Below are 14,967 nucleotides of genomic sequence, written 5' to 3' on the forward strand. Positions count from 1 at the left end.
CCAGCCCCTCCGGTCACACGGGGCACGGTGACCGCGCACGTGCGCCCCTGTGTCTTCCGTCGCATCTTTCACGCCCGTGTCGGGCCCGGCTCCGGGCCGTCCCCCTCGACCGGAAATTTCCGGCGGTGGACCGCGCGGGCCCGCTTCCGGCCTCTTCGCCGGCCTTCCGAGCCCCGTCGTTCACTTCCGGTTCGCCGGTGCGCCGCACGGGCGTGGCAACGTCCTCCGAGGTCGGCGTACGGACGGACGAGAGGGGGCGCGGGCGACGATGGAAAGCGGGCCGGCGATCTTCGCGGGGACGGTGTTCTGCCTGTTCGGTGCCGGTTTGCTGGTCTGGACCGTGACCCGCGCGCGGCAGCGCCGGCCGGTCGCCCTCGGTGTGAACCGCGTCGCGTCCACGACGGTCGCCGGGACCGTCGCGACGGTCTCCCTGGCCCTGGGCGCCTGGTGCTTCACCCGCCTCTGAGCCGCCTCGCGATCCGGACACCCCCGGCGACCGAAGGGTCGCGCTCCGCATGAGTACGGGCCGAGTCTGGACACTCCGGGCAGCAGGAACGGCGGTAGTCGGGTTACCGTTCGAGTGGCCGTTGCGGGCTTTTCCCGTTTGACACGGGGGCGGGATGTACCGTCACACTCCGCAGCGTCACCATGACCCGACCCCGGGGAGAAGCGCCTGGGGAGGCCCGAGCGTCGACGGAGAGAAGAGCGAAGTTGTCCCCGACCAGCGAGACCGCGAACGGCGGCCGCCGACTCGTCATCGTCGAGTCGCCTGCCAAGGCGAAGACGATCAAGGGCTATCTCGGCCCCGGTTACATCGTCGAGGCGAGCGTCGGGCACATTCGCGACCTTCCCAACGGCGCTGCCGAGGTACCGGAGAAGTACACCGGCGAGGTGCGCCGTCTCGGTGTGGACGTCGACCATGACTTCCAGCCGATCTATGTGGTCAACGCGGACAAGAAGGCGCAGGTCAAGAAGCTCAAGGACCTGCTGAAGGAGTCCGACGAGCTCTTCCTCGCCACCGATGAGGACCGCGAGGGCGAGGCCATCGCGTGGCACCTCCAGGAAGTGCTCAAGCCGAAGATCCCGGTCAAGCGCATGGTGTTCCACGAGATCACCAAGGACGCGATCCGGGAGGCCGTGGCCAACCCGCGCGAGCTCAACCAGAAGCTGGTCGACGCCCAGGAGACCCGCCGCATCCTCGACCGCCTCTACGGCTACGAGGTCTCGCCGGTCCTGTGGAAGAAGGTCATGCCGCGTCTGTCGGCGGGCCGCGTGCAGTCCGTCGCCACCCGGCTCGTGGTGGAGCGGGAACGGGAGCGCATGGCGTTCCGCACCGCCGAGTACTGGGACCTCACCGGCACCTTCTCCCCCGCCTCCGGCTTCGCTCCGGCGGGGGGACCCCCATCCGGCCGCGCCGGTGACCCGAGCGACCCGTCGACGCTGGTCGCGCGGCTGCAGACGGTCGACGGACGCCGGGTCGCGCAGGGCCGCGACTTCGACTCGCTGGGACAGCTGAAGAGCGCGAACACCCTCCACCTCGACGAGGCGGCCGCCCGCGCGCTCGCCGCCGCCCTGGAGGACACGCGGTTCGCGGTCCGCTCGGTCGAGTCCAAGCCGTACCGCCGCTCGCCGTACGCGCCGTTCCGTACGACGACGCTGCAGCAGGAGGCGAGCCGCAAGCTCGGCTTCGGCGCGAAGGCCACGATGCAGGTCGCGCAGAAGCTGTACGAGAACGGCTACATCACGTACATGCGTACGGACTCGACGACCCTGAGCGAGACGGCGGTCGCCGCCGCCCGCGCCCAGGTCACGCAGCTGTACGGAGCCGACTACCTGCCGCCGCAGCCGCGCACCTACGCGGGCAAGGTGAAGAACGCGCAGGAGGCGCACGAGGCGATCCGTCCCTCGGGGGACCGTTTCCGCACGCCCGCCGAGACCGGGCTGTCCGGCGACCAGTTCAGGCTGTACGAGCTGATCTGGAAGCGGACCGTCGCTTCGCAGATGAAGGACGCGACCGGCAACTCCGTCACCGTGAAGATCGGCGGCACGGCCGCCGACGGCCGGGACGTCGAGTTCAGCGCGTCCGGCAAGACCATCACCTTCCACGGCTTCCTCAAGGCCTACGTCGAGGGCGCCGACGACCCGAACGCCGAGCTGGACGACCGCGAGCGCCGGCTGCCGCAGGTCGCCGAGGGCGACGCGCTGAGCGCCGAGGAGATCTCGGTCGACGGGCACGCCACCAAGCCCCCGGCCCGCTACACCGAGGCGTCGCTGGTCAAGGAGCTGGAGGAGCGGGAGATCGGCCGCCCGTCGACGTACGCGTCGATCATCGGCACGATCCTCGACCGCGGCTACGTGTTCAAGAAGGGCACGGCCCTGGTGCCGTCGTTCCTCTCCTTCGCCGTGGTCAACCTGCTGGAGAAGCACTTCGGCCGGCTGGTCGACTACGACTTCACCGCGAAGATGGAGGACGACCTCGACCGCATCGCGCGCGGCGAGGCCCGTGCCGTGCCGTGGCTGAAGCGGTTCTACTTCGGCGAGGGCGCGGGCAACGGCGGCGCGGCCGACGCGGGCAACGGCGACGGGGACCACCTCGGCGGCCTCAAGGAGCTGGTGACCGACCTGGGCGCCATCGACGCGCGCGAGGTGTCGTCGTTCCCGGTGGGCAACGGCATCGTGCTGCGGGTGGGGCGCTACGGCCCGTACATCGAGCGCGGCGAGAAGGACACCGAGCAGCACCAGCGCGCCGACATCCCGGCCGACCTGGCGCCCGACGAGCTGACCGTCGAGCTGGCCGAGGAGCTGCTCGCCAGGCCGAGCGGCGACTTCGAGCTGGGCACCGACCCGGCGACCGGGCACACGATCGTCGCCAAGGACGGCCGCTACGGCCCCTACGTCACGGAGATCCTGCCCGAGGGCACCCCGAAGACCGGCAAGAACGCGGTCAAGCCGCGCACCGCCTCGCTCTTCAAGTCGATGTCCCTGGACACGGTGACGCTCGAGGACGCGCTGAGGCTGATGTCGCTGCCGCGTGTGGTCGGGGTGGACACCGACGGTCAGGAGATCACCGCGCAGAACGGCCGCTACGGTCCGTACCTGAAGAAGGGCACGGACTCGCGGTCGCTGCAGTCGGAGGGCCAGCTCTTCACCATCACGCTGGAGGAGGCGCAGGCGATCTACGCCCAGCCCAAGCAGCGTGGCCGGGCCGCGGCCAAGCCGCCGCTGAAGGAGCTGGGCACCGACCCGGTCAGCGAGAAGCCGGTCGTGGTGAAGGACGGCCGCTTCGGCCCGTACGTCACCGACGGCGAGACCAACGCGACGCTGCGCTCGGGCGACAGCGTGGAGACGATCACGCCGGAGCGCGGGTTCGAGCTGCTGGCCGAGAAGCGCGCCAAGGGTCCCGCCAAGAAGACGGCGAAGAAGACCGCCAAGAAGACGGCGGCCAAGAAGGCCCCGGCGAAGAAGACGGCGGCGAAGAAGACGACCGCGGCGAAGAAGACCACGGCCGCCAAGAAGACGACGGCGAAGAAGACCGCCGCCGGGAAGACGGCCGCGGCGAACGGCCCGGAGGACTGATCACCGTCCGGTGACGCCGGGCTTCCCCGCCCGGCGTTCGGAATGCGAACGCCCCGGTACGGTTCCGTGCCGGGGCGTGTGCATGCCAGGCGCGTCGGCCCCGGGGCGCCGCCGCGGGCCGATAGGCTGAACGCATGACGCGAGCCGAGCAGCCCACGGCCCCTCAACCGGCCCCCGACGACGCCCTTGTCGCGGACTCCCGCGAGCGTGCCGTCCGCGCCCTGCTGCGCCGACCGCAGGTGAAACGGCTGTGGAGCGCACAGCTGGTGGGCGGGGTCGGTGACGTCCTCGCCCTCCTCGTGCTGGTGCTCCTCGTCCTCCAGGCGTCGGTCGCCGAACAGGTGTTCGGCGGCGGGTACCGCGGAGCGGCGTTCGCAGTGGCGACCGTTCTCGGCGTGCGCATCCTGGCGACACTGCTGTTCGGCGCCGTGCTCCTCGGTCCGCTCACGTCGCTCACCTCGCAGGACGGGCCGCTGGACCGCCGCTGGACCATGGTCGGCGCGGACGGACTGCGCGCCGCGCTGCTGATCGTCGCGCCGCTGTGGATCGACTGGACACCCGAGAACGCCCTGGCGATCCTCCTCGTGACCGCGTTCGTGGCGGGAGTCGCCGAGCGTTTCTGGACAGTGTCCCGTGAAGGCGCCGCGCCCGCCCTGCTGCCCGGGCCGCCGCCCGAGGGGGCCAGCATCCGGCCGCTGCCCGACCACCTCGACGCCCTGCGCCTCCTGTCGCTGCGCACCGGCTTCGTGGCGATACCGCTCGCCGCCCTCACGCTCGTCGTCGCCGCCCTGTGCAACAACCTGCTGGGCACGGGCATCGAGTGGTTCGCGGAGCACCAGGCGGCCCTCGCCTCGTACGTCGCGGCCGGACTGTTCGCCGCGTCGCTGTCCGTCGTCGCCTTCCTCGAGCTGCCCGGCACCCGCACGCCCCGCCCGCGCTCGCCGCTGGAGGGCCTGCGCCCCCCGCGGGGCGCCGCCGGACCCGACAAGGGCCGTACGGGCGCGCTGCCGCTGCTGGTGATCTCCGGCGCGTCCGTGGCCGGCGCGGTGGCGGCCGCCGTCGCCGTGTCGGTGCTGCACGCCAAGGACCTGGGCGGCGGACCCGTGCTGTTCGGCCTGATGGCGGGCGCGCTCACCGGCGGCGTGATCGTCGGCATCCGCACGGCGCCCGCCCTGCTGCCGTCGCTGTCCCGGCGCCGGATGCTCGCCCTCGCCCTCGCCTTCACGGGTGCCGCGCTGCTCGCCGCGGGACTCGTCCCGGACGTCACCAGCGTGCTGCTGATCCTGGCGCTGGCCGGCGCCGGCGCGGGCACGGCCGCCAACATCGCCCACACCCTGCTCGACCAGGAGACCGAGGAGCAGCGCCGGGCCCGGACCACCGAGCACCTGCACGCGGTCGTCCGGGTGTACGTGGGGCTCGGCGCGGTCGTCGCCCCCGTGCTGGCGTCGGCGATCGGCCCGCACCGCCTGGAGAACGGCAGGTTCGTCTTCGCGCACGGCGGCGCCGCCTACACGCTCATGCTCGTCGGCGCCCTGCTGCTGCCGGTCGCCGCGCTGGTGCTGGCCAAGGCCGACGACCGCTCCGGGGTGCCGCTGCGGCAGGACCTGCGGGACGCCCTCCTCGGCGGCGACGACCCCGGCCCCGCGCCCGCGGGCTCCGGCTTCTTCATCGCCCTGGAGGGCGGCGACGGCGCCGGGAAGTCCACCCAGGCCGAGGCCCTCGCCGACTGGATCCGCTCCAAGGGCCACGAGGTCGTCCTCACCCGCGAGCCCGGGGCGACCCCGGTCGGCAAGCGGCTGCGCTCGATCCTGCTGGACGTCTCCAGCGCCGGCCTCTCGCACCGCGCCGAGGCCCTGCTGTACGCGGCGGACCGCGCGGAGCACGTGGACACCGTGGTGCGCCCGGCGCTGGAACGCGGCGCGGTGGTCATCAGCGACCGCTACATCGACTCCTCCGTCGCCTACCAGGGCGCCGGGCGGGACCTGTCGCCGACCGAGATCGCCCGCATCAACCGCTGGGCCACCGCCGGACTCGTACCGAACCTGACGGTGCTGCTCGACGTGGAGCCCGAGACCGCGCGGGAACGGTTCACCGAGGCGCCGGACCGGCTGGAGTCGGAGCCCGCGGAGTTCCACGCGCGCGTGCGCTCCGGTTTCCTCACCCTGGCCGCCGCCGACCCCGGCCGCTACCTGGTGGTCGACGCCGGCCAGGAGCCGGAGGCCGTCACCACGGTCATCCGGCACCGGCTCGACCGCGTCCTGCCGCTGTCCGAGGCCGAGATCGCCGCGCGCGAGGAGGCGCGCCGCAAGGCCGAGGAGGAGGCCCGCCGCAAGGCGGAGGAGGAGGCGGCCCGCAAGGCCGAGGAGGAGCGCCTGGAGCGGGAGCGCCAGGAACTGCTCGCCCGGCTGCGCGCCGAGGAGGAGGAGCGCAAGCGGCGCGAGCTGGAGGAGGCGCAGCGGCGCGAGGCCGAGCGGCAGGCGGAGGAGGCCCGGCAGAGGGCCGAGGAAGCGCGCCGCCGCGCCGAGGAGGAGCGTCAGCGGCTGCTCGCCGAGGAGAAGGCGCGCGCCGAGGAGGAGGCGCGCCGCCGTGCCGAGGAGGAGCGCCGCCGCAAGCAGGCGGAGGAGGAGGCGCGGCTGCGTGCCGAGGCCGAGGCGCAGCGCCTGGAGAAGCAGCGCAAGGCCGAGGAGGCCCTGCTGCGCGCGGAGCAGGCCCGTCAGCTCGCCGAGCGCGCGGCGGCCGCGGCGGAGGCGGGACCGCGGAACACGGTGACGCCGTCCGACGCCCCGGCCCGGCCCGCCGCGGTCCGGGACGCCGACGAGGCGCTGACCGTGCCGACGCCGGTGGTGACGCCGACGAACGCGACGGGCGGACCGGTGGACGAGACGGCCGTCCTGCCACGGGTGCGGGACGAGGACGGCGCACGCGACGCGGACCGCCCGGCCCCGGCCGACGCCGAGGTGACGACCGAGCTGCCCAGGCCGCAGGCGCCCGGCGCGGCGGACGAGACGGCGGTCCTGCCCCGGGTCACGCTGGGCGCCGCCGACGAGACGGCGGTGCTGCCCCCGGTGCGCGCGGGGGAGCCCGGTCCCGCGGGCGGCGCGGAGGGCCCTGAGGACCGTACGCGTGAGCTGCCGCAGGTCGACGCCGGGAGCGCCCCGCGCCGCCGGGAGCGTCCCGACTGGGCGGAGGAGACCCCGCTGGACGACCTGCCGTCGCTGGCCGACGAACTGCTCGGCCCGCACGAGGACGACCACGGCGGCGACGAGGGCCGCGGCGACGGCGGGCGGCGGCGTCGGCGCTGAGGGGCCGGTGCCGCGTGCCGGGCGGGCTTCGGGCGCACCCGGCACGGCTCGCGCCGGACGGCCGGGACCGGGGTGTCGGTGCGGACCCGCACAATGGATCCGGCAAGGCACGACGGTGACGGAAGGGCGGGCTGACCCATGACCGTGTGGGACGACCTCGTCGGGCAGGAGCGGGTGAGCGAACAGCTCGCCGCCGCCGCCCGGGACGCCGACGCGTCCGTCACCGCCGCGGCGAGCGACGCGCCCCCGCCCGAGGCGTCCCGCATGACGCACGCGTGGCTGTTCACGGGCCCGCCCGGCGCGGGCCGCAACCAGGCGGCGCGCGCCTTCGCCGCCGCGCTCCAGTGCGTCAGCCCCGACCGGGCCCTCGGCGGCGCCCCCGGCTGCGGCTTCTGCGACGGCTGCCACACCGCGCTCGTCGGCACCCACGCCGATGTCTCGACGGTGGCCGCCGTCGGCGCGGAGATCCTGGTCAAGGACATGCGCGACACCGTCCGCAAGTCGTTCACCGCCCCGGCGAACGGCCGCTGGCAGGTGATCCTCGTCGAGGACGCCGAGCGGCTCAACGAGAAGTCCGCCAACGCCGTCCTCAAGGCCGTCGAGGAGCCGGCGCCCCGCACGGTCTGGCTGCTGTGCGCCCCCTCCATCGAGGACGTCCTGCCGACGATCCGCTCCCGCTGCCGCCACCTCAACCTCAGCACGCCGTCGGTGGACGCCGTCGCCGACATGCTGATCCGGCGCGAGGGCATCGAACCGGACGTCGCCGCCGCCGTCGCCCGCGCCACCCAGGGCCACGTCGACCGGGCACGCCGCCTGGCCACCGACCCGGCCGCCCGCGCCCGCCGCGCCGCCGTGCTGAAGCTGCCGTTGCGCGTCGAGGAGGTCGGCGGCGCGCTGAGGGCCGCTCAGGAGCTCGTCGACGCGGCCGCCGAGGACGCCAAGCAGCTCGCCGAGGAGCGGGACGGCAAGGAGACCGAGGACCTGAAGGCGGCGCTCGGCGCGGTCCAGGGCGGCCGCCTCCCGCGCGGCACGGCGGGCGCGGTCAAGGACCTGGAGGACATGCAGAAGCGGCGCAGGACCCGCACCCAGCGCGACAGCCTCGACGTCGCCCTGGCCGACCTCACCAGCTTCTACCGCGACGTCCTCGCCCTGCAGCTGGGCTCCCGCATCGCCCTCGCCAACACGGACGCCGAGGACGCGCTGGAGCGCCTGGCCCGCGGCAGCACCCCCGAGTCCACGCTGCGCCGGATCGAGGCGATCGCGGCCTGCGGCGAGGCCCTGGACCGCAACGTGGCGCCCCTGCTGGCGGTGGAGGCGATGACGATGGCGCTCAGGGCGGGCTGAGCGGGGCGCGCCGACGGGGCGGCCGTCACTCGTCCGGGGCACGGCGTGCGCGCAGAGCGTTCATCCGGTCGCTCACCGTTACGCTCGCAGCATGCACACAAGGCGCACCCCACGCAGGACCCGTACCGCAGCCGCCCTGTTCACGGCGGCCGCGCTGTCGCTGGCGGGCTGTTCCTCCGGGAGCTCGACGAGCAGGGCCACCTCGCCGGTGGCGGGAGCGGCCGCCGCCCTCGCCCCGCTGCCCGGCTCGACGCCCGCGGCCCTCGCTCCGTACTACGAACAGGAACCGGCGTGGCGCGACTGCGGCGTCCCCGAGTTCCAGTGCGCCACGGTCAGGGCGCCGCTCGACTACGCCGAACCGTCCGCGGGGGACGTCCGCCTCGCCGTCGCCCGCAAGAAGGCCACCGGCCCCGGCGAGCGGCTGGGCTCCCTGCTGGTCAACCCCGGCGGGCCGGGCGGTTCGGCGGTCGGCTACCTCCAGATGTACGCGGGCATCGGCTACCCGGCCGAGGTGCGCGCCCGCTACGACATGGTGGCCGTCGACCCGCGCGGCGTGGCCCGCAGCGAGCCCGTCGAGTGCCTGGACGGGCGCGAGATGGACGCGTACACCCGCACGGACACCACGCCGGACGACGAGAAGGAGACCGAGGCGCTGGTCGCGGCGTACCGGACGTTCGCCGAGGGCTGCGGGGCGGACGCGCCGGAGCTGCTGCGCCATGTGTCGACCGTCGAGGCGGCCCGGGACATGGACATCGTGCGCGCGGTGCTGGGCGACGAGAAGCTGACGTACGTGGGCGCCTCGTACGGCACCCTGCTGGGCGCGACGTACGCGGGGCTGTTCCCGGAGCGGGCCGGGCGGCTGGTGCTGGACGGCGCGATGGACCCGTCGCTGAGCGCGCGCCGGCTCAACCTGGAGCAGACGGAGGGCTTCGCCACGGCGTTCACGGCGTTCGCGAAGGACTGCGTGCGGCGGAGCGACTGCCCGCTGGGCGGGAAGGGCACGTCGCCGGAGCAGGTCGGCGACAACCTGAAGGCGTTCTTCGACGGGCTCGACGCCCGCCCGCTGCCCGCCGGCGACGCCGACGGCCGCGAACTGACCGAGTCGCTGGCGACGATGGGCGTGATCGCCGCGATGTACGACGAGGCGGCCTGGCAGCGGCTGCGCGAGGCGCTGACGGCGGCGATGGAGGAGAAGGACGGAGCGGGGCTGCTCGTCCTGTCCGACAGCTACTACGAGCGGGACGCGGGCGGCGCGTACAGCAACCTGATGTCCGCCAACGCGGCCGTGAACTGCCTCGACCTGCCGCCCGCCTTCGAGAGCCCGGAGCAGGTCCGCAAGGCGCTCCCCGACTTCGAGAAGGCGTCCCCGGTCTTCGGCGAGGGCCTCGCCTGGGCCGCGCTGAACTGCGCCTACTGGCCGGTGCGGGCCACGGGTGAGGCGCAGCGCATCGAGGCGAAGGGCGCGGCGCCGATCGTGGTCGTCGGCACGACCCGGGACCCGGCGACCCCGTACCGCTGGGCGCAGGCCCTGGCCGGCCAGCTCTCCTCGGCCCGCCTCCTCACCTACGACGGCGACGGCCACACCGCGTACGGCCGCGGCAGTTCCTGCATCGACTCCGCGATCAACGCGTACCTGATCGACGGCACCCCTCCGGCGGACGGAAAGCGCTGCTCGTAGGCGGTACGGCCACCCCCGGAGGCGACGGTCCCGCCCCGCCTCCGGGGGCGGTACGGAGCACCCTCGGAAACTGTGTAGACTTACCGACGTCGCTGATCGCACCATGGTGCGCAGGGCACGCCGCCTTAGCTCAGATGGCCAGAGCAACGCACTCGTAATGCGTAGGTCTCGGGTTCGAATCCCGAAGGCGGCTCTTTCCAGGACCAGGTCAGAATCGTCTGACCTGGTCCTTTTCGTGGTACGGGGAAGTGGCTGCGGTCCGGCCCCTGTAGCCTGCTGGGTGCCCGGTGCCGTGTCCCGCCCGGACGGCTGGGAGCGCGACGATCATCTTCGGCTTGGAGGACGGGTGGCAGTGCAGCGGATCACGACCCGCAACGCCCGTTTCCAGCAGCTGCGGACGCTGCTCGACAACCGCACCAAACGAGGGCGTGCGAAGGAGTTCCTCGTTCAGGGCGTACGGCCGATCACGATGGCCGTGGAGCACGGCTGGACCGTTCGGTCCCTGCTCCACGACGCCGGCCGTCCGCTCTCCCGGTGGGCCGAGGACCTCCTGCGCGGTGTCGGCGCCGAGCGCGTCGCGATGGCGCCGGAACTGCTCGCCGAGCTGAGCGAGAAGGCCGACGGGACCGCGGAGGTCCTGGCCGTGGTCGCGATGGCGCCGGACAGCCTGTCCCGGATCGAGGTGCGCGACGACTTCCTCGGTCTGGTCTTCGACCGGCCGACGCAGCCCGGCAACATCGGCAGCATCGTGCGATCGGCGGACGCCTTCGGCGCGCACGGACTCGTCGTGACGGGACACGCGGCGGACCCGTACGACCCCAAGTCGGTGCGCGCCTCCACGGGTTCCCTCTTCTCCCTGCCCGTGGTGCGGAGCCGGTCGCACCACGAGGTCATGGAGTGGCTGGAGAAGGAGCGCGCCCAGGGGCGGCCGGTCGTCGTCGTGGGCACGGACGAGGACGGTGACGCCGATGTCTCGGAGTTCGATCTGACCCAGCCGGTCCTGCTGCTCATCGGTAACGAGACCGCGGGCCTCAGCGCGGCCTGGCGAGAGCTCTGCGACCAGGTGATCAGCATTCCGATGACGGGTTCGGCCAGCTCCCTGAACGCGTCGAACGCGGCCTCCGTCGTTCTCTACGAGGCCCGCCGCCAGCGTCTGGCGAAGCAGCGCACAGCGTGACCTGCCGAGGTCACGTCCGGGCCTCGCCGCTGACTGCTCCCTCGCGGGCCGCCAGGCACGGGCGGGTGACGGCGTGTCCCGGTGACCGGGTGCGTGGACCGAAAAGACCGAGGCCCCGGTCGTTCACCTCTGGCGACCGGGGGTCCTCGTGGGGCGGATCGGGCACGGCGGCGACACTCCCCCGAGTTGCGCGACGCGCGCGCACCCCCTGGCCGGATCCGATGTAGTGATCACATCAAACCTTGCCAACGGATGGCTAACATAAGGCCAATGGAATCCCGTTCGGTCACCCGGAAGGCAGGGGTGCGGCGTGACACGGCGCGGGCTGCGCTTCGGACTGCTGGGGCCGCCGGTCCTCTACGGCGGCCGGCCGGACGGCGGTGAGCCGGGCCCCGGTGAGCCGTCCGGCCGGCCGGGCGACGCCCCCGTGCGCACGGTGACCAGCCCCAAGCTGCGCACTCTCCTCGCCGTGCTGCTGCTCGACGCCGGGCGGGTCGTCTCCGTCGAGGCGTTGAAGGAGGCCCTGTGGGGCGGTGCCCCGCCCGTCTCCGCCCTGCCCTCGCTGCACAACCACGTCGCCCGTCTGCGCCGCCTCCTCGACGACCCCGGCCGGCTCCTCACCGTGCCCACGGGGTACGTCCTCCGCGTCGACGAGGGTGAACTGGACGTCCAGGTCTTCGACAGCCAGGTCGCCGCCGCCCGTGCCGCCCGCGCCGAGGGCGACTGGGAGCGGGTGCGCCGGGCGTGCGGGGCCGCGCTCGGGCTGTGGCGGGGGAGTCCGCTGGGCGGGCCGGCCCCCGAGGTGGGCGGGTACGCCCTCGTCCGCCGGCTCGAAGAGGCGCGGCTGCTCCTCCTGGAGTGGCGGTACGACGCCGAACTCGCGCTGGGCGGCGACCGCCTCGACGATCTCGTGCCCGAGCTCGCCGCCCTGGCCGCCGAGCACCCGCTGCGTGAGGTCTACCACCGCCAGCTCATGCTCGCCCTGCACCGCACCGGCCGCCAGGCGGAGGCCCTCGTCGTCCACCGCGACCTGCGGGCCCGGCTCGCCGACGAACTCGGCGTCGAGCCGGGGCAGTCCGTGCGCGAGGCCCATGTGGAGGTGCTGCGCGGGAGCGGGGTGCGGACGGGCGGGGGGCCGGGGGACGCCTCCGGGCGGGTGCGGCCCGCTCAGCTTCCGCCCGCGCCCGCCCCTTTCGTGGGGAGGGACCGCGTGCGGGAGGACGTCGCCCGGGTGGTCTCCGGTGCGGGCGTGCCCGGCGCCGTCGTCATCAGCGGGACCGCCGGCGTCGGCAAGAGCGCCCTCGCGCTGCACGTCGCGCACGGTCTGGCGGAACGTTTCAGCGGGGGGCAGCTGTACCTCGGTCTGCGCGGCACGGGAGCCGGTTCGGTCCCCCTCACCGCCGGGCAGGCCCTCACCGCGCTCCTCCGCGACCTCGGCGTCCCCTCCCGCGACATCCCCGAACACCCCGACGCCGCCTCCGCGTTGCTGCGGTCCCTGCTCGCGCCCACCCGCACCCTCCTCGTGCTGGACGACGCCGCGAGCGCCGCGCAGGTACGGCCGTTGCTGCCCGCCGGTCCCGGGTGCGCCGTGATCGTCACCAGCCGGTCGCCCCTCACCGCCCTCGACGGCGCCGCACGCGTCCCGCTCGGGCCGTTGGGCGACGAGGAGAGCGCCGCGCTGCTGCGGGCCGCGTCCGGGCGGGACGGGATCTCCGCCCGGCATCCGCTGGTCGCGCTCAGCGGGCGGCTCCCGCTGGCGCTGCGGGTGGTCGCGGCCCGGCTCGCCGCCCGCCGCGCCCTCACCCCCGACGCGCTCGCCGCCCGGCTCGCCGCCGCGGACAGCAGGCTGGACCTCCTCGACTACGACGACCTCAGCGTCCGCCGCTCACTGGGCGCCGCCTTCGACGCGCTCACCGCCTCCGGGCGCCGGGCCGACCAGGACGCCGCGCTCGCCCTGCGGCACATCGGCGCCCTCGACCTGCCCTCCTGCGACGCCCCGTCGCTGGCCCGGCTCACCGGTGTCGGCGAGGCGCGGGCCGAGGCGGCGCTGGAGCGGCTGGCCGACGCGGCCCTGCTGGAGGAGACCGCGTACGGGCGCTTCGAGCCGTACGACCTGGTCCGGGATCTCGCCCGGGAGCGGGCGGCGGAGCCCCGCGCGCTCCCGCCGCCGGGGTGTCACTTCGCGTCGGCGTAGCACTCCACCACCGCCGTGGTGAACGGGAACCGCACCGGCGTCTCCCCGAACGCGATCCGCCCCGCCCGCTCGGCGGCCCGCCGGACCGCCGCCGTCACCGCCTCCGCCTCCTCCTCGGGGCAGTGCACGATCACCTCGTCGTGCTGGAAGAAGACCAGCTCCGCCGCCATGCCGGCCAGGGCCTGGCGCAGTCCGGCGAGCAGCAGCAGCGCCCAGTCGGCCGCGCTGCCCTGCACCACGAAGTTGCGGGCGAAGCGGCCGCGGGCGCGGGCGTCGGCCGAGGCGTGGCCGGGGACCCACGGGCGGGTCTCGGGGTCCGGCTCGTCCTGGGCGACCGGGATGCCCGCCTCCTCGGCCGCCTCGTCCGCCGGACGGACGGCCGGCGGGCAGGTGCGGCCCAGCCAGGTGCGGACCAGCCGGCCCTCCTCGCCCGCGCGGGCCGCCTCGTCGACGTACGCCACGGCCCTGGGGAAGCGGCGGCGCAGCGCGGCGAGGTTCCTCAGGCCGTCCCCGGAGGTCTGCCCGTACACCGCGCCGAGGACGGCGATCTTGGCGCGGTCGCGGTCGCCGGAGAAGGCGCGCTCGGACACCGCCTGGTAGAGGTCGCTCTCCCGGCCGGCCACCTCCATCAGTCCGGGGTCGCGGGAGATCGCCGCCAGGACGCGCGGTTCCATCTGGTCGGCGTCGGCGACGACGAGCCGCCAGCCGGGGTCGGCGACCGCCGCGCGGCGGATCACCTTGGGGATCTGCAGCGCGCCCCCGCCGTGGGTGACCCAGCGGCCGGTCACCGTGCCGCCCGCGAGGAACTCCGGCCGGAAGCGGCCGTCGCGCACCCAGTCCTGCAGCCAGGACCAGCCGTGGGCCACCCAGATCCGGTACAGCTTCTTGTACTCCAGGAGCGGCTTCACCGCCGGGTGGTCGACCGACCGCAGCTCCCAGCGGCGGGTCGAGGTCACCTTGACGCCCGCCTGCGCGAACGCCTTGATCACGTCGGCCGGCAGGTCGGGCCGCACCCGGCGGCCGAGGGCGGCGGACACCTCCTCCGCCAGTTCGGCCAGCCGGCGCGGCTCGCCGCCGCCCGCGTAGCGCTCGCCGAGCAGGTCGTGCAGCACCGCGCGGTGCACGTCCGCCCGCCAGGGCAGCCCCGTGCGGTTCATCTCGGCGGCGATCAGCATGCCCGCCGACTCGGCGGCGGTCAGCAGCCGCATCCGGTCGGGGTGCGCGGTGGCGTCGGTGCGCCGCTGCTGCCCGGCGTAGACCGCGAGCAGGTCGGCCAGCGGCAGCGGCGCCGCCTGCGGGTCGAACAGCGAGGACTGCGCGCCCGGTTGCGCGTGCCGCTGCGGCGGGTCGGGCGGCACGGGACCGCCGCGCAGCCGGGCCAGCGCGGCCGCGGCCGAACGCGGCTCCCCGTACCGCCCTTCGTGGCCGAGGAGCAGGGTCTCGGCGGCCTCGACGTCGTACGCACGCTCCACCCGCACCCCCGTGGCGAGCAGACGCGGGTAGACCTCGGCGGTGGACCGCCACACCCACCGGGTGACGCCCGGACGGCTCCGTACGGCCTCGGCGAGGTCCGCCTCGCGCCGCACCGGGCCGGAGGGCAGCCCGTCCGGGCCGAGGGGGGCGACGTCCACGCCACCGTCCTCGGCCGGAGCGAGCGCCCACCGGCCGGTCATGCACGCGAGTGTCCCAGGGGGGT

At 74.7% G+C, this 14,967-nt stretch carries 8 protein-coding genes and 1 tRNA gene; 8 read left to right on the plus strand and 1 reads right to left on the minus strand.

Annotated features, from left to right (window positions below):
* The first annotated feature begins 268 nt into the window (after window positions 1–268).
* The 8 genes from ACIQ8B_RS05170 (at window position 269) to ACIQ8B_RS05205 (ending at window position 13,271) form a co-directional block, all read left to right on the plus strand.
* Window positions 269–466, plus strand: coding sequence for a hypothetical protein (locus ACIQ8B_RS05170; RefSeq protein WP_290005365.1), 198 nt, complete (start codon window positions 269–271; stop codon window positions 464–466).
* A 245-nt stretch (window positions 467–711) separates the two neighbouring features.
* Window positions 712–3,576: a type I DNA topoisomerase gene (topA, locus tag ACIQ8B_RS05175; protein WP_403545373.1), complete on the plus strand. Its 2,865-nt coding sequence runs from the start codon at window positions 712–714 to the stop codon at window positions 3,574–3,576.
* A gap of 134 nt (window positions 3,577–3,710) precedes the next feature.
* The gene (gene tmk, locus ACIQ8B_RS05180; protein WP_403545375.1) at window positions 3,711–6,878 is read left to right on the plus strand and encodes a dTMP kinase; all 3,168 of its coding nucleotides are present in this window, start codon (window positions 3,711–3,713) and stop codon (window positions 6,876–6,878) included.
* 138 nt (window positions 6,879–7,016) lie between these two features.
* Window positions 7,017–8,222 carry a DNA polymerase III subunit delta' gene (locus tag ACIQ8B_RS05185; protein WP_290005371.1) on the plus strand — a complete coding sequence of 402 codons (1,206 nt, stop codon included), beginning with the start codon at window positions 7,017–7,019 and terminating at the stop codon, window positions 8,220–8,222.
* Between the two features lie 91 nt (window positions 8,223–8,313).
* Window positions 8,314–9,900: an alpha/beta hydrolase gene (locus ACIQ8B_RS05190; protein ID WP_403545378.1), complete on the plus strand. Its 1,587-nt coding sequence runs from the start codon at window positions 8,314–8,316 to the stop codon at window positions 9,898–9,900.
* A 119-nt stretch (window positions 9,901–10,019) separates the two neighbouring features.
* Window positions 10,020–10,093 (plus strand) — tRNA-Thr (locus ACIQ8B_RS05195).
* A gap of 153 nt (window positions 10,094–10,246) precedes the next feature.
* Window positions 10,247–11,077 (plus strand): RNA methyltransferase, encoded by an 831-nt coding sequence (locus ACIQ8B_RS05200; RefSeq protein WP_403545380.1) that lies wholly within the window; start codon window positions 10,247–10,249, stop codon window positions 11,075–11,077.
* A 310-nt stretch (window positions 11,078–11,387) separates the two neighbouring features.
* Complete coding sequence (locus tag ACIQ8B_RS05205) at window positions 11,388–13,271, plus strand: BTAD domain-containing putative transcriptional regulator (RefSeq protein WP_403545382.1); 1,884 nt, start codon at window positions 11,388–11,390, stop codon at window positions 13,269–13,271.
* Here the strand turns inward: ACIQ8B_RS05205 and ACIQ8B_RS05210 are convergent.
* The gene (locus tag ACIQ8B_RS05210; RefSeq protein WP_403545384.1) at window positions 13,253–14,944 is read right to left on the minus strand and encodes a bifunctional 3'-5' exonuclease/DNA polymerase; all 1,692 of its coding nucleotides are present in this window, start codon (window positions 14,942–14,944) and stop codon (window positions 13,253–13,255) included. The genes ACIQ8B_RS05205 and ACIQ8B_RS05210 overlap by 19 nt on opposite strands.
* Between the last annotated feature and the right edge of the window lie 23 nt (window positions 14,945–14,967).

Source organism: Streptomyces sp. NPDC096105 (genome assembly GCF_044763335.1).
Classification (GTDB): Bacteria; Actinomycetota; Actinomycetes; order Streptomycetales; family Streptomycetaceae; genus Streptomyces.